This window comes from Bradyrhizobium sp. 199 (assembly GCF_023073355.1).
Lineage (GTDB): Bacteria > Pseudomonadota > Alphaproteobacteria > Rhizobiales > Xanthobacteraceae > Bradyrhizobium.
The window spans coordinates 132929-150499 of the sequence record NZ_JADPJI010000008.1 but is presented as its reverse complement, the minus strand read 5'-3'; the positions used below and the strand labels follow the sequence as shown (position 1 = coordinate 150499).

The window sequence follows — 17571 nt, the reverse complement described above, 5'->3', positions numbered from 1 at the left end:
GCTGGAGTACCGCATCCCGTGTCGATCTACGTCGCATTACACCATGTCACGCACTACAAATACGACCGCCCGATCGATCTCGGCCCGCAGACCATCCGTCTGCGGCCGGCGCCGCATACCCGCACGCCGATCCTGAGCTATTCGCTGAAGGTTACGCCGGCCAATCATTTCGTGAACTGGCAGCAGGATCCGCTGGGCAACTGGATCGCGCGCTACGTCTTCCCGGAGAAGACGACCGAGCTCAAAATCGAGGTCGATTTCACGGCGCAGATGACCACGGTCAATCCGTTCGACTTCTTCGTCGAGCCCTATGCCGACAGCTTTCCGTTCGAATATCCGCAAGATCTCAAGACGGAACTCGCGCCTTATCTCGAGACCGTCAAGCCGGACCGGCTGTTCGCGAAATATCTCGACACGATCCCGCACGAAGCCCCGAACACCGTCAACTTCCTGGTCGATCTGAACAGGGAGTTGCAGAAAAGGATCGGCTACGTCATCCGCATGGAGGCGGGCGTGCAGACGCCGGAGGAGACGCTCTCCTCCGCGGCCGGCTCATGCCGCGACTCCGCCTGGCTTCTGATCCAGACCTTCCGTCACCTCGGTCTCGCCGCCCGTTTCGTCTCCGGCTATCTGATCCAGGTCCGTCCCGACATCGATCCGGTCGAGGGGCCGCCGGAGGTCGAGCATGATTTCACCGATCTGCACGCCTGGGCCGAGGTCTACTTGCCGGGTGCAGGCTGGATCGGCTTCGACGCAACCTCGGGCATGCTCGCGGGCGAGGGCCACATCCCCGTCGCCGCGACGCCGCACTACCGCTCGGCCGCGCCGATCTCCGGCGGCGCCGGCTTCGCCGAGGTCGAATTCGCCTTCGACATGAGCGTCAAGCGCATTCGCGAGGCGCCGCGCATCACAAAACCGTTCTCGGACGAATCCTGGATACGGCTCAACGATCTCGGCGCGCAGGTCGACGCCGATCTCGCCGCGCAGGACGTGCGTCTGACCATGGGCGGCGAGCCGACCTTCGTCTCTGTCGATGATCTCGAAGGCGCCGAGTGGAACACGGACGCCGTCGGTCCGACCAAGCGCGGGCTCGCCGACGATTTGATCCGCCGCCTGCGCGCGCGTTTCGGACCCGGGGGCCTGCTGCACTTCGGTCAGGGCAAATGGTATCCCGGCGAAAGCCTGCCGCGCTGGGCCTTTGGCCTGTACTGGCGCAAGGATGGCGTGCCGATCTGGAAGAATGCCGACCTCATCGCCAGCATCGAAAATCCGCGACCGGCCCAGGCCACGGACGTCAAGGCGTTCGTGGAGGGCACGGCGTTGCGGCTCGGGGTCGATCCCGGCTACATCATGCCGGCCTATGAGGACACTGCGTACTGGCTGCAGAAGGAATCCGAGCTTCCCGTCAACGTCGACCCGTCCGATTCCAAATTGTCCGATCCGGAGGCCCGCGCGCGGATGGCGCGGGTGTTCGAGCAGGGGCTCAACAACCCTCGCGGTTTCGTGCTGCCAGTGCAGCGGTGGAATGCGCCGCCACGCTGGCGCAGCGAGCGCTGGCAACTCCGGCGCAGTCATCTGTTCCTGATGCCGGGAGATTCGCCGCTCGGCTTGCGCCTGCCGCTGGACTCTCTCGGCTATGTCCCGCCCGATCAATATCCCTACATCGTCGAGCGGGATCCGACGGAGGCCCGCGGCAAGCTGCCGGTGTTCAGCCTCCCGGCGCGTCCAGAATCGCCGGAGCGGCTCGAGCCCGAAGAGCTCAACACCTCCGTCCCGGTTCGCACCGCGATGTCGGTCGAGGTCCGCGACGGCGTGCTCTGCGCCTTCATGCCGCCGGTCGAGCAGATCGAGGATTATCTCGAGATGATCGCGGCGCTCGAAGCGACCGCCGAGGAGATGCAGCTCCAGGTCCATATCGAGGGTTATCCGCCGCCGTTCGATCCGCGCGTCGATATGATCAAGGTTACGCCCGACCCTGGTGTGATCGAGGTCAATGTCCAGCCGGCGAAGAACTGGCGCGAGGCGGTCGACATCACCACCGGGCTCTATGAGGATGCCGGCAAGACACGCCTCGGGGCCAATCGCTTCCTGGTCGACGGCCGCCACACTGGGACCGGCGGCGGCAATCACGTCGTGGTCGGCGGCGCCTCGCCGCAGGACTCGCCGTTCCTGCGCCGGCCCGATCTGTTGAAGAGCCTGGTGCTGTATTGGCAGCGTCATCCCTCGCTGTCCTATTTCTTCTCCGGCCTGTTCATTGGCCCGACCAGCCAGGCACCGCGCATCGACGAAGCGCGCCACGACAGCATCTACGAGCTCGAGGTCGCGCTGTCGCACGTGCCGCCGCCGGGCACTCAGGCGCCGCTATGGCTGGTGGATCGCTTGTTCCGGCATCTCCTCGTCGACATCACCGGCAATACCCATCGCGCCGAGATCTGCATCGACAAGCTCTATTCACCGGATGGCTCAACCGGCCGGCTCGGCCTTGTCGAATTCCGCGCGCTCGAAATGCCGCCGGATCCGCGCATGTCACTGGCGCAGCAGCTGCTCATCCGCGCGCTGATCGCAAAATTCTGGCGCGAGCCGCAACAAGGCAAGTTCGTGCGCTGGGGCACTGCGCTGCACGATCGCTTCATGCTGCCGCACTTCATCTGGGAAGATTTCCTCGATGTGCTCTCCGATTTGAAGCAGTTTGGCTATCCGTTCGAGCCTGAATGGTATCTGGCCCAGCTCGAATTCCGCTTCCCCGCGTTCGGCCGCATCCATCATGGCGGCGTGACGCTGGAGCTGCGGCAGGCGCTCGAGCCCTGGCACGTGCTCGGCGAGGAGGGCGCGGCCGGCGGCACCGTGCGCTATGTCGACTCATCGGTCGAGCGACTCCAGGTCAAGGCGGAAGGCTTCGTCGAAGGCCGCCATATCGTCAGCTGCAACGGTCGCCGCCTGCCGATGACCTCCACCGGCCGCTCGGGCGAGGCGGTGGCCGGCGTCCGCTTCAAGGCCTGGCAGCCCGCCTCGGGCCTGCACCCGACCATTCCCGTTCACGCGCCCCTGACCTTCGACCTCATCGACAGCTGGAACGGCCGCTCGCTCGGCGGCTGCGTCTATCACGTCGCCCATCCCGGCGGCCGCAGCTACGACACCAAGCCGGTCAACACCTACGAGGCCGAGGCGCGGCGGCTGGCGCGCTTCCAGGACCACGGCCATACGCCCGGTCCGATGCAGCCGCCGCCCGAGGAACGCACAAATGAGTTTCCGCTGACCCTCGACTTGCGGACCCCGCTCCTGCAATGAGTAGGATGGTGGGGCAGGGAGAGGCGCATGGGCGAGGGCGCGGCCGAACAGGACGACAAGGCCGGTAGAACGCAGGGCCAGCGCGAAGGCCAGCGTCGCTTCGCGCAATGGGTCCGCGACTATAGCCGCCTGCCCGGCATTCCTGACGAGTTCCTGGGTCCGGACGGCGTCCCGCGCGCGGTCTGGAGCCGCTTCTTCGATGCCTTCGGCGCGCTCGCGCCCGACGAGATCGAGCGGCGATTCGGCATGGCCGACCGCCACCTCCGCGAAGCCGGCGTCACGTATCGCGCCCCCGGCGACAGCGCCGACCGGCCCTGGTCGATCAGCCATCTGCCGCTTTTGATCGACGAGGCCGACTGGAAGCAGCTTTGCGCCGGGATCACCCAGCGCGCCGATTTGCTCGAGCGCGTGCTGGGCGACATCTATGGCGAGGGCCGACTGGTCGCGGAAGGCGCGCTGCCTGCGGCCGCGATCGCCGGCAGCCCCGAATATCTCCGGCCCGTCTGCGGCGTGCCGCCGCCGGGCGGGCGCTATCTCTCGCTCTATGCCGCCGATGTCGGCCGCGGGCCCGACGGTCGCTGGTGGGTGCTCGGCGACCGCACCCAGGCGCCTTCGGGTGCGGGCTACGCGCTGGAGAACCGCCTGGTGCTCTCGCGCGCCTTTTCCGACCTCTACAAATCGATGAACGTGCCGCGCGTCGCGCCGTTCTTCGAGGCCTTTCGCGACTCGTTGCGCGCCCGCGCCGACCGCGACGAGCCGCGGATCGGCGTGCTGACCCCCGGCAGCTTCAGCGAGACCTATTTCGAGCACGCGACGCTGGCGCGGTATCTCGGCTTCCTCCTGGTCGAGGGCGACGATCTCGCCGTCAGCGACAACCGTATCCACATCCGCACCGTCGCCGGGCTCAAGCGCCTCGACGTGCTCTTGCGCCGCGTCGACTCCAATTCGCTCGACCCGCTCGAGCTCGACGCCTCCTCGCATCTCGGCGTACCCGGCCTGATCGACGTGCTTCGCAAGGACGGCGTCGTCGTCGCCAACATGCCGGGCTCCGGGGTCCTTGAGGCGCGGGCGCTGCTCGGCTTCCTGCCGGCGCTCAGCCGCCGCATGCTCGGCGAGGAGCTGAAGATGCCGCACATCGCGACCTGGTGGTGCGGCCAGCGCGTCGCGCGCGAGGAGGTGCTGTCGCGGCTCGACGAGGTCGCGATCGAAGGCGCCTACCGCGGCGGCGTGCCCGGCTTCGGCTCCAGCGGTCCGGTGCTCGCGAGCGAGCTCGATGCGAGCGACCGCAAACGCCTGGTCGACGCCATCACCACGCGCGGCATGGACTATGTCGGCCAGGAGGTGGTGCGGCTCTCGACCATGCCGGTGTGGGAGCGCGGCCAGATCACGCCGCGCCCCTTCGTGCTGCGCGTGTTCGCGGCGGCGACGCCCGACGGCTGGGCCATCATGCCCGGCGGCTTCTGCCGGATCGCCGATCAGCCGGATGCCCGCGCGGTGTCGATGGGCGATGGCGCCCGTGCCGCCGACGTCTGGGTGGTCTCCGACAAGCAGGTCGCGACGGCCGCGACGCTGCTGCCGGCGACCGACAAGGTGCGGATCCGCCGCATCGCCGGCGTGCTGCCGAGCCGCGCCGCCGACAATCTGTTCTGGCTCGGCCGCTATCTCGAACGCGCCGAGGCGACGCTGCGGCTGGTGCGCGCTTTGGGCTCGCCGAGCGGGCCGAACAAGGGCACCGCGGCCTCGCTGCAATCGGCCGAACGGATCCAGCGCCTGCTGGTGGCCTGGGGCGCGACCTCGCAAACCTCGCGCATGGCCGCGGGGCGCATCGTGGCCGAAGCCTTGCAGAGCGAGGCGCGTTCCGGCTCGGCACTGTCGCTGGTGCGTGCGGCGCAGCGCACGGCGACCTCCTTGCGCGAGCGGCTGTCGCCAGATGCCTGGCAGGTCATCACCGAGATGGCCGAGCGCCTCGCCTATGAGGTCGAGGGCGACGACAGCGTGCTGAGCGCCGCCGAGCTGACCTTGCAGGAGCTTGCAAGCTTCGCGGGACTTGCACAGGAGAACATGAACCGCGCCGCCGGCTGGCGTTTTCTCGACATCGGCCGCCGCACCGAGCGCGCGATCAACACCACGCGCTTCACGCGCCAGTTCGCCTATGACGAGGCCGGCGACGAGGATCTCGACATCCTGCTGACGCTGGTGGATTGCCAGATCACCTACCGCTCGCGTTATCTGCTGGCGCCGATCCTGGCTCCGGTGCGCGACCTTGCCGTGCTCGATCCCTACAATCCGCGTTCGGTGGCGTTCCAGGTGGCGGCGCTGAACGAGCACATTGCCGCGCTGCCGAGCCTGAAGGAGCACGGCCTGATCGAGAAGCCGCAACGGCTTGCGGTGGCGATGCAGGCGATGCTTGCAACGGCAGAGGCCGAGAAGCTCGAGGTCAAGACGCTCTTCGCGCTGGAACAGGATCTGCTCAGCCTCGCCGACGCCATCGGGCAGCACTACTTCCCGCACGGCCCCAATGCCAGCCGGCCGGAAAAGCTGACGGGGCTGGCGTGATCTACGACATCCGTCACGTCACCACCTACGAATATGGAAGTCCGGTCAGCGTCGCGCGCTGCACATTGCGGCTGGAGCCGAGAACCGGCAACGGTCAGGAGCTGATCTCGCACCGCGTCGAGATCCGCCCACGTCCCTCCGAGCGCAACGTCCGGCGCGATTTCTTCGGCACGCTCACCGAGAGCGTCGTGATCGAAGCCGCGCATGGCAATCTGCGGATCGACTCGCGCTCGCGTGTGGCGGTGTCGCGCCGGCCGCCGGCGCGCGATGCCTCGAGCCCGTCCTGGGAGAGCATTCGCGATATCGCCCTCGAGGCGACGAGCCTCGGGCCGTCCTCGCCGGTCGGCTATGTCTTTGCCAGTCCGCTGGTGCCGGTGCTGCCTCCGCTCAGCGCCTACGCCGGGATGAGTTTTGCGCCCGGCGCGGGCATCCTCGCCGGTGCCGTCGATCTCATGCACCGCGTTCGCACCGAGTTTCGCTACGACCCCAAGGCGACGGTGATCTCGACGCCGCTTGGCGAAGTCTTCGACAAGCGTCACGGCGTCTGCCAGGACTTTGCCCATGTGATGATCGCGGGGCTGCGCGGGCTCGGTCTGCCGGCGGCCTATGTCAGTGGATATCTGCGCACCATCCCGCCGCCGGGCCAGGCGCGCCTGCAAGGCGCCGATGCCACCCACGCCTGGGTGTCGCTGTGGTGCGGAGCCGAACTCGGCTGGGTCGATTTCGATCCGACCAACGATCTGCTGATTGGCGACGACCATATCGTGCTCGCGGTCGGGCGCGATTTCTCTGACGTCTCGCCCGTCGATGGCATCATCGTCGGCTCACCCAAGCAGAAGCTTGGCGTCGCCGTCGACGTGCTGCTGGTGGAGTAGCGGGCTGCCGCGCCGCCGCCGGCCCCGAGGGTGTATCGGGCCGTTGCCGCAACCGCGATGTCGCATAGCACAACGGTAACATATTTCCCTGATCGCGTTCCCAAGGGTTTGGTCAGCCGGCCCAAGATGGGCTATGCTGGTCGTTCGTCGAGACGAGAGAGACGTCGGGAGAGAGCGTGGGACACCAGCGGCGGACGGGGCTGCATCCATGATAACCTTACCGCGACTGGCGGCTGAATCCCTCGAGGACTTCCTCGGTAAGTTCATGCGTCGCCGGTACGATGAGAGTTCTGCCAACATCATCGAGAGCGCGACCCGCACCGCGATGGAATGCATCGGCAACAGCGATGCGCTCTATCACAATATCGAGCATACGATGCTGGTGACGCTGGCAGCTCAGGCCATCCTTGGCGGCCGTAGTCTTCATACCCACCTGTCGGCTGACGATTACGTCCATGTCCTGATCGCCTGCCTCGCCCACGACATCGGCTATGTGCGGGGGCTGTTCGAGGAGGACGATGCCGACGGCTTCGTGATCGACGCGGCCGACACCAAGATCTCATTGCCGCGCGGTGCATCGGATGCGAGCCTGATGATGTATCACGTCGATCGCTCGAAGCTGTATGTCACCCGTCGGCTGCGGCACATTCCCGGAGTCGATCCCGAACGCGTCGCCCGTGCCATCGAGGGCACGCGCTTTCCGGCCCGCCAAGGGCAGGAATATGATGGCGATGCCTCCATTTTGCGCGCGGCCGACTTTATCGGCCAGCTCGGCGATCCCAACTATCTGCGCAAGGCCAACGCGCTCTATTACGAGTTCGAGGAGGTCGGCATGAATCGCCAGCTCGGCTACGATTCGCCCGCCGACATCGTGAACCGCTATCCACAATTCTACTGGAACAGCGTCGCTCCCCACATTCAGACCGAGATCGGCTATCTCAACAAGACCGAGATCGGCCGGCAATGGATCGCCAATCTCTACAGCAACGTGTTCCGCGCCGAGCGCGACATCTCGCTGTCCGGCCCGCAGAGATAAATTGGGCTCCGCGGTCTGCCGACGCCCGTGAGCAACCATGCAACAAAAATCGATCGCCACGGATATCATCGACATCGCCTATCGCGAATACGGCGCGCCGGATGGCTGGCCCTGCATCATGGGCCACGGTTTTCCTTACGACGTGAACGCCTATGCCGAGGCTGCGCCCCTGATCGCGCTAGGAGGCGCACGGGTGCTGGTGCCCTGGTTGCGCGGCTATGGGCCGACGCGGTTTCGTTCCCCCGAGACGCTGCGTTCCGGCGAGCAGGCGGCGCTCGGCGCCGATCTGCTGGCCTTCATGGATGCGCTCGGCATCGCGCGCGCGGTCGTCGGGGGCTATGACTGGGGTGGGCGCGCGGCCTGCGTGGTATCGGCGCTTTATCCGGAGCGCGTGGTCGGCCTGGTCTCCGGCAATTCCTACAACATCCAGAACATCGCCCGGGCGATGGAGCCGGCCTCGCCGCCGGAGGAGGCCGCGCTCTGGTATCAATATCTGTTCCACAACGAGCGCGGCCGCCGCGCGCTGGAGCGCAACCGCCGCGGCTTTGCCCGCCAGCTCTGGTCGATGTGGTCGCCGAAATGGGCGTTCGACGACGCGATTTTCGAGCGCAGCGCGGTGTCCTTCGACAACCCTGATTTCGTCGATGTCGTGATCCATTCCTACCGGCACCGCTATGCTCTGATCGCGGGTGATCCTGCCTATGCCGCGATCGAGGCGAAGCTCGCCGCGCAGCCGCCGATCCGCATTCCGACCATCGCGATCGACGGCGACAGCGACGGCGTCAATCCCGGCACCGCCCATCATGCACGCAAGTTCGAGGGCTCGTTCGAGCGGCGCGTCTTCACCGATGCCGGCCACAATCTGCCGCAGGAGCGGCCGGCCGAATGGGCGCAGGCCGTGATCGACGTGCATAGGGCGGCGCAGCGGTCCGGTTGAACGGCCGCAAACGACCAGCAACTCGACGCAAGACCGTCTTGCGGAACTCCGCTGATCTGACACGCTGGCAAAAAGCAGCGTGCCGTCTGACCCCTCGCGCGGCAATGATCATCGGGGAGAAACCATGAAAGCCGCTTTGGTCCTGGCCGCAGCACTGGCGACCGCTTGCCTGTCGACATCAGCCGCCGCGCAAAAATCCTATGGTCCCGGCGTCAGCGACACCGAGATCAAGATCGGCAACACCATGCCCTATAGCGGGCCGGCCTCGCCGCTCAGCATCACAGGCAGGGTGATTGCCGCCTATTTCGACGAGGTCAACGAGAAAGGCGGGGTTGGCGGCCGCAAGCTCAATCTGATCTCGCTGGACGACGCGTTTTCGCCACCCAAGACCATGGAGGCGGCGCGCCGGCTGGTCGAGGGCGACGGCGTCGCGTTCATCTTCGCGACCATGGGCACGGCGCCGAGCTCGGCGATCGCAAAATATCTCAACAGCAACAAGGTGCCGCAGCTGTTCCTGATCAGCTCGGCCTCGAAGTGGAACGATCCCGCCAACATGCCCTGGTCGATGGCGCTGCCCTGGGCACCGAACTACACCAGCGAGGCCGCCATCGACGTCGCCTATGCCCGCGCCAAGAACCCGAATGCACGCTTCGCGGTGCTCTATCAGAACGACGACGCCGGCAAGGAATACTTACGCGGCGTCAGGGAAGCGCTCGGCCCCGACGCCGACAAGGCGATCGCGATGGCCACGAGCTTCGAGGTCGCCGACCCCACTGTCGATTCCCAGGTGCTGACGCTGGCAAGCACCAAGGCCGACGTCTTCATGATCTATTCGGTGACGCCGCGCGCCTGCGCGCAGGCGATCCGCAAGGCTCATGAATCCGGCTGGCAGCCGACACGCTTCCTCGCGAGCGGCTGCGCCAACAAGGCGTCCGTGATGGTGCCGGCCGGGCTCGATGCCGGCAAGGGCGTGCTCTCGCTCGGTTCGCTCAAGCCGTTCGTCGAGGCCCCGAAAAACGATCCGGCGATGACGGCCTATATCGACTTCATGAAGAAGCGCCTGCCCAACGCCGACATCAACAACGTCGCCGGCCTCTACGGCTACACCGTCGCCGAGGCATTGGTGGTGCTGCTGAAGCAGTGCAAGGACAATCTGACACGCGAGAACATCATGGCGCAGGCCGCGAACCTGAAGAACGTGCCGCTGTCGCTGCTGATGCCCGGCATCACCCTCAACACCACGCCGCAGGATTTCCGCCCGATCAAGGATGGCTATATGCTGCAGTTCGACGGCAACGACTGGGTGGTGGCGAGCGAATTGCTGAAGGGGACGTGAGGGGGCTGAGAAGCCATCGCGGTCAAGAGGCGCCGCTACTGCTGAAAGGGCGCATCCGCTCCGGCTTCTCGATGACCGAACCGCAGGTCGCCTCCAGCGACGCCACCAACATCCAGTGCGAGATCAAACGCGGTGGCAACGACTACGTCATCAACGGTCGCAGATGGTTCACCTCGGGCGCGATGAACGAGGATTGCGCGATTCTGATCGTGATGGGCAAGACCGCGCCCGACCATCCCGATCGCCATCGCCAGCAATCCATGATCGTGGTGCCGAAGGCGACACCCGGCGTGCGCATCGTGCGCGACATGCGCCGCCGGGCTCTCGCAGGACACTTTCCTGGCGCGTGCCTATGTTTACGCCCGCTTCATCCGCATTGGCGACGGGCCGGACCAGGTGCATCTTGCGGAAGTGGGCAAGGAGCTGATCAAGCGGGGCGGAGTGATGGCCGGGTAACACTGTTACCGGTCGTCACCCGTTCCTGCGGGAACCTGAGTGGTGAACCAGCTTAGGAACGTCCTTGGACTCTCGCGATTGTCGCTGGCAAGCTAGCGCGCTGCTCAGCGCGAGTGCTGGAGATCGTCCGCGTGCAGGAGAGCAATCATCCGACAAAACGTTCGGCCGTCCCCCCGGACAATGAACTGTTGCGTCTCCTATTCGAGAGCGCGACGGATTTTGCTATCTACACAATAGACCCGAACGGCATAACCACCAGCTGGAACTCGGGCGCCGAGCGGTTACTCGGGTACAAGACCGACGAAATCATCGGAAAATCGGCGGACGTGATCTTTCCTGCCGAGGAGGGTGGTTTTGAGGCGGCAGCCGAAGAACGGCGTAGCGCGTTAGCCCTGGGCCGAGCCGAAGACGAACGCTGGCAGATGCGCAAGGACGGCACGCGGCTCTGGGCCTCGGGCCTGTTGATGCCGCTGGCGGACCGCGACGCGGGTTTCGTGAAGATCCTGCGCGATCGCACAAGCCAGCACCGTGCTGCGGAGCAGCTCGCGCAAAGCGAGGAGCTGTTCCGCGTTCTCGCCACCAATATACCCCAGCTGGTTTTCCGCTCGAAAAGTGATGGTGAACGCACTTGGGCCAGCCCGCAATGGACCATCTTCAGCGGTCTGAGCTTCGCTGATAGCATCGGTTTCGGTTGGCTTGACGCGATCCATCCGGATGATCGCGAACAGACCCGGGCCGCCTGGCTGGAAGCGCGCGCCAAGGGCGAGTATTACGTCGAGCACCGCGTCAGGCGTTCCGCCGACGGAGAGTTCAGGTGGCATCAGACCCGCGCAGTACCGATGAAAGTCAGTTCGGATGCGGACGCTGTCGAATGGGTCGGCACGATGACGGACATCCACGAACTGCGCATGCTTCAAGATCGGCAGAAGGTTCTGTTGGCCGAACTGCAGCACCGCAGGCGCAATCTGCTCGGTGTCGTCCAATCGCTTGCCCGCCAGACGATCAGATCGAGCCCGTCCCTGGACGACTTTGCGGACCACTTTGAAAGCAGGTTGGGCGCCCTCTCCAGGGCTCAGGGGTTGCTCGCGCAAAGCGACAACCGGCCGATCGAACTGGGTGATCTGGTCAGGGCCGAATTGGAGGCGCACGCCAGTGCCGACGTGGAGAAGGTGACCACCCAGGGACCCGCGGCACCGTTGCCGGCGATGTCGGCGCAATCGGTGGCTCTCGCCCTGCATGAGCTCGCTACGAATGCGGTAAAATACGGCGCCCTGGGCCAACCCTCAGGCCGGCTGATGGTGCGCTGGGAGGTCAAGAACGATCAGTCCAGGCGGCAAGCAATCGTGGTATGGTCCGAAAGCGGGGTTGCCATGCCTGAGGGCGGGCCGGCGAGAAAAGGCTACGGAAGCGAATTGATCGAGAGAGCACTTCCTTATCAGCTCGGCGCCAAAACGAAGCTTCGTTTCGAACCTGACGGCGTGCATTGCGAAATCGCTGTGCCGCTCGCGAGTGAGGAGAAGCGGGATGACTGAGTCGCAATCACTACGAGGCCGGCGGCTCCTCGTCGTCGAAGACGAGTACATGATCGCCGCCGACCTCGCGCGTGCGCTGGAAGACCGCGGCGCTCACGTCATTGGGCCGGCGGGTTCGGTCGAGGACGCCCTGAATTTGGTTACCGCCGAACAGCAGATCGATGGCGCGGTGCTCGACATCAATCTTCGCGGCGAACGCTCCTACCCGGTCGCCGACGCACTTCGGACGCGCGGCGTGCGGTTCGTGTTCGCCACCGGTTATGACGCTTGGGCAATTCCGGACGCTTACGCAGCCGTGCCACGTGTCGAAAAGCCAATTAACATCAAGGCGCTCAGCGGGCTGTTCTCCGAGAGCCAAGGTTAGCTGCGCGCTCGCAGCTATGTCTACGCCTGCATAGTCCTAAGCGGCCGTGGTCTTCGAAATCTCGACTTCAGCTACTCTGCAAACGGATTCGACACCTGTCGCCTCTATGCACAGTTTAAGCGCCCCGCCCAGGGTTGCAGCTGCCAAATCGGCTTTGGCGCCTTCCCGAAGGCTTTCTAGCGCCACTGGGTCGATCTCCTTCATCCAGCAACCCAGCATGATTGTAGCCGTCGGCAATTTACGGCGAAGCCGTCGCACCGAGTAACGCATGTGGGCAGGGCTGCTCGCATCCATGTAGACAAGGCAGACAATGGCGACCCCCGCGGTCTCCAGCCGGAAGATATTTGCCGTCGACAGCGCTTCCGCCGCCTCGACTCTGGCCGACAAGCCATGCGCGCCCGTTAATTGAGCCAGCAAGATCGCAGCGGCTTCGTCGATCGGATTTCGTCCAGCCAAGCAGAGCACGGGATGTTCGCCTTGCCATTCAGCGGGCAAGTCCTCCTTGCGCAGAACCCGCAGACTCTCATAAGGCGCGTCTTCAGCGACGCCCTCTATGGCAGACGTGGCTTCAGCATCAGTGGTCGGGTTGATCTTCGGCGATGGACGCTCATCCTGGTCCGAAATGTTATTGGCAAATTCCTGGACCGCATCCCTGATCTTGGTCAGCCGGTCGGGATCCAGAGCGCCGCGCTCGGCATCCGTTTGGGCCAGCTGCAGTCCTCTCAGCGCGACCTCGTCATAGTAGGAGCTAAGAGATCGCTCTTTCAAGAACTCCTCGGCTTTTGCAGATGCTTCGGTCGGATCGCCGGCGAGCATCCGCTGATAGAATATCTCGGGCGGAGCGAGCGCTGGTCGGTCTCCAAACATGACGTCGAGGAATTCCAGGCGTTCGACATGGCGTCCCAGTACGACCAGGCACACCGTAAGGGGCGTCGCTAGAACGAGGCCGATCGGACCCCAAAGCGCCGTCCAAAACGTTGCAGATGCGACAACGGCGACTGGCGACAGTCCCGTGCTGTGTCCATAGACCATGGGCTCCAGCACATGGCCCACGACGGGCTCCACCACCACAAACAGCGCAATCGTCCAAAGCAGCATCGTCCAGGTTGGATCAACCGCGACCGCAAGCGCGAGAGGAAAGGCGGCGGCGATGACCGCCCCGATGTAAGGCACGAAGCGCAGCACTGCCGCCAGAATGCCCCACAGGATCGCGCTTGGAACGCCGATCAGCCAGAGACCCATTCCGATGATGATGCCGAAACTACCGTTTAGGAGAAGCTGGATAAGAAAAAGCCGGCTGAGGCGGCTCGCAGCGTCGTCAAGGGCAGCCGTCGTACGCTGCAGGTCATCCGAACCGGCCAGCCGGATCAGACGATTGCGAAGGTCCTCGCGCTGGAGCAAAATGAAGATCACGAATATCACGATGATCCCGGTCGTTGCGAGCGGATGAAGCAACGGTGAAATCAGCGTTTGCAAGCTCTCCAGAGCACCGGGATCGGGCTGAAGCACTTCCACAGGAACTGGCCTCGGCGGGGCCGTTTTCGGAGCGACGATGGTTCCCAATGAGTTCGCGGCCTCCTTGGGCTTGTCCAGTTCTTTGCCGAGGTCCTTCAACATGCTGGAAGCCCGCTCGAGCGTGCCTCGGCCGGCGGTGGTCTCACGGAAGGACTGGATCTTCTCGCTTATTGTGGATTGATAGCGCGGCAAATCGCCGGCCAACTGCGCGAGCTGGGTAGCGAGTAGACTGCCCATCGCAAATATGAATGCGAAGGCGATCACGACCACGCTCACCACAGCCAGACTGCGGGGAATGCGCAGACGTTGAACCAGTCGAACCAGCGGCGCCAGCACGAAGCTGAGCAAGATAGCCAGCGCTATGGGTATGATGATCTCTCGACCAAAATACAGTACCATGACAATGATCGCCGCGAGAATGGCCATCGCCACGGCGCTCAACAGGGCAATCAGTTCTTCCGGTGTTCGTGCTTTGAATGGCTGCCTTGTCACAGCTCCTCGCTAGGCCGGGACAAGCGGCGAGTTTGTTGATGTCCTAACATGACGCAGCTCGTCGAAGTCGTTGCAGGAGCTTTCAGCAGCTTTCAGGTCGGTTTACCGAGGCCGGTCACGCTGACCTAACTCGATCGACTAAGGCGATGATAGACTCGCGGTACGACCGTGACGGGTACGCAATTCCTGCCGTGAGCATCTTTAGAGGGAGACGATGTGCGCGACGGAGCGTATAAATCAGGAGCGCCAGCCAAGGTGCAGCCAAGAATGAACAATCCACGCTGGCTTTCGTTCCGCGCACATGCTCTAGGAGCGCGCTTGGTGTCCAACTTGAGCTCGCGATTGCCTCGACTCAGCTCGTCGTCTTTCCAGCACGCTGTCCGCCGAAAAGCCTGAGCATTTCGGCGGCGTTCTCGAGGATCATCGCCTCGTGCATCGCTTCCGCCGACGGTTACAATTCTGTCCGATCAAGCCGATGGTAGCGACAAAAAAAGCCGCGGATTGCTCCGCGGCTTTGCATTCACAAGCTTCGTATCTCAGTAGCGGTCGGTGCCGATCCCGACGCTCACGCCGGGAGCGCTGAAGCCGATGCCGCTGCGCTCTTGATAGCCGCGCCGCTCGATGTAGCGCTCGCGAGGTGCATATCCGTATGAATCGCGACCATCGCGGATGATAACACGCCGTTCGCTACGCTCGCGCCAGCAACGACCGTCTTCGTTGCAGACCATGCGGACGTTTTGAACGTTGCTGTCCGGGGCGACGGATAGGTTGGCGGACAGCGGCGCAGCGGAAGCGGCGGTCACGACAAGCGTACTTGCTGCGGCGGCCAGGGCAGCTGTGAAAAACTTCATGGCGATTCTCCAAAGGTGATGTGTCAGTGAGGCAACAGACTGGGAACCTAATGGTTCCATGTCTGAGGAGACCATCGTCAGCAGCCGCGATTTGTTTGCAGAGCCTGCAGCGGCTGCGAAGGAAAGATTGGTCATGATCGGCGATCATGATCTGGACGACGGGATCCGGACATGGCCACGCGCGGTCTCTCTGGAGATCAGCTCCGAGATTGTGGATGACGTCGTGGAGCAGAAAGGCGCAAGCGGATCGGTCGCTTCTCGCTCCAGCGCCCGGTAGCGCCTCCGCAAGGCGTGCACGGAAGGAGCTGACCAAGCGTGGCGGGGTGGTGGAGTAGAGGCGGTCGCCTCTTCCGTCGAGAGGTGCACGCCTGTGCAGCCGCGGATCTGCGTTGATCGCTACTACGGAAACGACGGTCGATGAGAAGGAAAACGAGGTCAGGCACGCAGTAGAACAATCAATGTGATTGTGAGCGCCGCGAGACGCATCTGGCCGCGCAATCTCGCTGCTGTGCTTCTTGTCACGCTGTTGACGCAATGTCCGTCTTAGACGGCGGCAACTAAAAACACCGTTTGGAACCATTCTGGTTCCTGCAATGGTTCCGCAGCCGGGGTTGGCTCGACCTGTAAAACATCGCGAACCCGAACGCTTCCGCGGTCGGTTGATGATGTTTTGAGGCATCGGAACCAGACAATCGAAAATCACAGGAGATATGATGGTGTTCCGATCCAGCGCCGCAATTTGCGGCGCCGTGGTTGCGCTTGCCGTTTCCGTTACTGTTGCTCGATGCGAAGCTGCTGGAGTTCACTCAACCGCTGTCGTCGATGTCGCTTCCGGGGAAGCGATCGTCGGCGCGGCGTCCACGTACAATCCGTTCAAGCCGGGCAAAGAGGAGGGCGGCCCGAAGACGGCCTCCGGCGAGCGCTATGATCCCTCGGTCTGGTCGGCTGCCATCAAGACGAATTTGCGTAAGAAATTTGGTGGGGTCCAATTTGGCGCGAAGCCGAAATACGCCCTCGTCGAGGCCGTCGGCAAGAAGGTCATCGTCAAGATAAATGACGTGGGACCGCTAAGGCCCGGCCGCATCATCGACTTCAATGAGCGCACGATGCGCCATTTCGATCCGAGCCTGGAGCGCGGGGTCATTCCTGACGTCACGGTCAAGCCGCTGTCCGGCGACGATTGGACCACTGGGCCGGTCGGCTGAACGCCGTGCCGAGGAGGACGCGTTGCCCGATCGAGCAAACGTGTGGGCCCTAAAGCGCGATGCGATCAGGATGAATCGCCATTGCGCTTCAGGTTGTTGTTTAAGCATGATGTTTTCGGAAAACCGCTGCGCACTTTTCCGGATCATGCTTTAGCCACGCTTCCTTCGCGCGTCGTGGTGCCGCAGCGCATCGATGATCACCTTGAACGCAGCCGAGTTCTGCCGCGACGTCGGATAATAGATGTAGTAGCCGTCGAATTTCGGCGACCAGTCGTCCAGCACGATGACGAGCTCGCCGGAGCGGACATGCTGCGCCACCATGTCTTCAGGGAGATAGGCGATGCCGAAGCCCTTGATGGCAGCGTCGATCATCGCGCGCGAGTGTCGTTCCCGTCGCCGCTCTGACCTTTGCCTGGCAGTTCCTCACGCTGCCCACGATGCCGAGCCAGGAGCGCGCCAGTGCGGCGGCAGCATTCAAGGTCTTGCGCCGCCCGCAAGTGCCGTACGGCACGCTCGCAGCAGCGCTGTTCTTCCTCGGACAGTTCTCACTGTTCACGTATTTGCGGCCGTTCCTCGAAACGGTGACGCGCGTCGATGTCACGACGATCTCGGCGCTCCTTCTTCTCATGGGGGTTGCGGGTCTCATCGGCACGTCGATCATCGGGTTCGTCATCCGCGAACGCCTCTACGCGTCTCTCATTGTCATGCCCTTCGTGATGGCTTTGATAGCCGTCGCAGTGACGGCATTCGGCTCCTCATCGGTTGCAATTGCCCCGCTGATGTTCCTGTGGGGCTTCATCGGGACGGCGGCGCCTGTGGGTTGGTGGACGTGGGTCAGCAAGGCGTTGCCCGATGATGCGGAGGCAGGCGGCGGCCTGATGGTGGCGGTGGTGCAACTGGCCATCACCACCGGAGCGGCCGGCGGCGGCGTTCTCTTCGACTACAGCGGCTATCAAAGCACTTTTCTGTTTAGCGCCGTCATCCTCGCTCTCTCATCTTGTGTCATTTTGGTCGGAGCGCTTCGGCGCAAGGCGAGAGCCGACGCGCGATGCGCTGCTTGCGTCTCGGCGAGCCCGGCTTTGTGAGGCGTCCGTCCCTGACGGTGTTTGATTGAACGCTAGCCTCGTC

13 protein-coding genes and 2 pseudogenes are annotated in these 17571 nt (G+C 63.9%); 12 read left to right on the top strand and 3 right to left on the bottom strand.

Annotation, left to right across the window (positions count from 1 at the left end; genetic code table 11):
- The first annotated feature begins 18 nt into the window (after nucleotides 1-18).
- The 9 genes and pseudogenes from IVB28_RS23155 to IVB28_RS23115 all read left to right on the top strand — a co-directional run bounded on the left by IVB28_RS23155 (nucleotide 19) and on the right by IVB28_RS23115 (nucleotide 12380).
- The gene (locus tag IVB28_RS23155; protein ID WP_247529292.1) at nucleotides 19-3288 is read left to right on the top strand and encodes a transglutaminase family protein; all 3270 of its coding nucleotides are present in this window, start codon (nucleotides 19-21) and stop codon (nucleotides 3286-3288) included.
- Nucleotides 3289-3315: 27 nt separating this feature from the next.
- Nucleotides 3316-5844, top strand: coding sequence for a circularly permuted type 2 ATP-grasp protein (locus IVB28_RS23150; RefSeq protein WP_247529291.1), 2529 nt, complete (start codon nucleotides 3316-3318; stop codon nucleotides 5842-5844).
- Complete coding sequence (locus IVB28_RS23145; protein ID WP_247529290.1) at nucleotides 5841-6719, top strand: transglutaminase family protein; 879 nt, start codon at nucleotides 5841-5843, stop codon at nucleotides 6717-6719. Before IVB28_RS23150 ends, IVB28_RS23145 begins: the two co-directional genes overlap by 4 nt.
- A 208-nt stretch (nucleotides 6720-6927) precedes the next feature.
- Nucleotides 6928-7755, top strand: coding sequence for an HD domain-containing protein (locus IVB28_RS23140; protein ID WP_247529289.1), 828 nt, complete (start codon nucleotides 6928-6930; stop codon nucleotides 7753-7755).
- A 37-nt stretch (nucleotides 7756-7792) separates the two neighbouring features.
- Nucleotides 7793-8692: an alpha/beta hydrolase gene (locus IVB28_RS23135; RefSeq protein WP_247529288.1), complete on the top strand. Its 900-nt coding sequence runs from the start codon at nucleotides 7793-7795 to the stop codon at nucleotides 8690-8692.
- 124 nt (nucleotides 8693-8816) lie between these two features.
- A complete protein-coding gene (locus tag IVB28_RS23130) occupies nucleotides 8817-10028 on the top strand; it encodes an ABC transporter substrate-binding protein (RefSeq protein ID WP_247529287.1) in 1212 nt (403 codons plus the stop codon).
- A 38-nt stretch (nucleotides 10029-10066) separates the two neighbouring features.
- Nucleotides 10067-10484, top strand: a pseudogene (locus tag IVB28_RS23125) (acyl-CoA dehydrogenase family protein); the annotation flags it as partial.
- A gap of 113 nt (nucleotides 10485-10597) precedes the next feature.
- Complete coding sequence (locus IVB28_RS23120) at nucleotides 10598-12016, top strand: PAS domain S-box protein (protein ID WP_247529285.1); 1419 nt, start codon at nucleotides 10598-10600, stop codon at nucleotides 12014-12016.
- Nucleotides 12009-12380, top strand: a complete 372-nt coding sequence (locus IVB28_RS23115) for a response regulator (RefSeq protein ID WP_247529283.1) — start codon at nucleotides 12009-12011, stop codon at nucleotides 12378-12380. Before IVB28_RS23120 ends, IVB28_RS23115 begins: the two co-directional genes overlap by 8 nt.
- 36 nt (nucleotides 12381-12416) lie before the next feature.
- Here IVB28_RS23115 and IVB28_RS23110 read toward each other — a convergent pair whose 3' ends face one another.
- Both IVB28_RS23110 and IVB28_RS23105 read right to left on the bottom strand, forming a co-directional pair.
- Nucleotides 12417-14321 carry an AI-2E family transporter gene (locus IVB28_RS23110; protein WP_247530141.1) on the bottom strand — a complete coding sequence of 635 codons (1905 nt, stop codon included), beginning with the start codon at nucleotides 14319-14321 and terminating at the stop codon, nucleotides 12417-12419.
- 602 nt (nucleotides 14322-14923) lie between these two features.
- A complete protein-coding gene (locus IVB28_RS23105; RefSeq protein ID WP_247529282.1) occupies nucleotides 14924-15238 on the bottom strand; it encodes a hypothetical protein in 315 nt (104 codons plus the stop codon).
- Nucleotides 15239-15296: 58 nt separating this feature from the next.
- Between IVB28_RS23105 and IVB28_RS23100 the strand changes: the two genes are divergently transcribed.
- Nucleotides 15297-15515: a hypothetical protein gene (locus IVB28_RS23100; RefSeq protein WP_247529281.1), complete on the top strand. Its 219-nt coding sequence runs from the start codon at nucleotides 15297-15299 to the stop codon at nucleotides 15513-15515.
- Between the two features lie 436 nt (nucleotides 15516-15951).
- Nucleotides 15952-16443, top strand: coding sequence for a septal ring lytic transglycosylase RlpA family protein (locus tag IVB28_RS23095; RefSeq protein ID WP_346730759.1), 492 nt, complete (start codon nucleotides 15952-15954; stop codon nucleotides 16441-16443).
- A 150-nt stretch (nucleotides 16444-16593) separates the two neighbouring features.
- On the opposite strand, the pseudogene IVB28_RS23090 reads toward IVB28_RS23095, so the two are convergent.
- A pseudogene (locus tag IVB28_RS23090) lies at nucleotides 16594-16815 on the bottom strand (LysR substrate-binding domain-containing protein); the annotation flags it as partial.
- Between the two features lie 29 nt (nucleotides 16816-16844).
- Here IVB28_RS23090 and IVB28_RS23085 point away from each other — a divergent pair.
- Nucleotides 16845-17528 (top strand): MFS transporter, encoded by a 684-nt coding sequence (locus IVB28_RS23085; protein WP_346730768.1) that lies wholly within the window; start codon nucleotides 16845-16847, stop codon nucleotides 17526-17528.
- The last annotated feature ends 43 nt before the right edge of the window (nucleotides 17529-17571 follow it).

Excerpts from the sequence above, each read along its gene's own strand:
- IVB28_RS23150 (WP_247529291.1), top strand. The coding sequence starts at position 3,316 with ATGGGCGAGGGCGCGGCCGAACAGGACGACAAGGCCGGTAGAACGCAG.
- IVB28_RS23095 (WP_346730759.1), top strand. The coding sequence starts at position 15,952 with ATGGTGTTCCGATCCAGCGCCGCAATTTGCGGCGCCGTGGTTGCGCTT.
- IVB28_RS23115 (WP_247529283.1), top strand. The coding sequence starts at position 12,009 with ATGACTGAGTCGCAATCACTACGAGGCCGGCGGCTCCTCGTCGTCGAA.
- IVB28_RS23105 (WP_247529282.1), bottom strand. The coding sequence starts at position 15,238 with ATGAAGTTTTTCACAGCTGCCCTGGCCGCCGCAGCAAGTACGCTTGTC.
- IVB28_RS23100 (WP_247529281.1), top strand. The coding sequence starts at position 15,297 with ATGTCTGAGGAGACCATCGTCAGCAGCCGCGATTTGTTTGCAGAGCCT.
- IVB28_RS23130 (WP_247529287.1), top strand. The coding sequence starts at position 8,817 with ATGAAAGCCGCTTTGGTCCTGGCCGCAGCACTGGCGACCGCTTGCCTG.
- IVB28_RS23140 (WP_247529289.1), top strand. The coding sequence starts at position 6,928 with ATGATAACCTTACCGCGACTGGCGGCTGAATCCCTCGAGGACTTCCTC.
- IVB28_RS23110 (WP_247530141.1), bottom strand. The coding sequence starts at position 14,321 with ATGGCCATTCTCGCGGCGATCATTGTCATGGTACTGTATTTTGGTCGA.
- IVB28_RS23135 (WP_247529288.1), top strand. The coding sequence starts at position 7,793 with ATGCAACAAAAATCGATCGCCACGGATATCATCGACATCGCCTATCGC.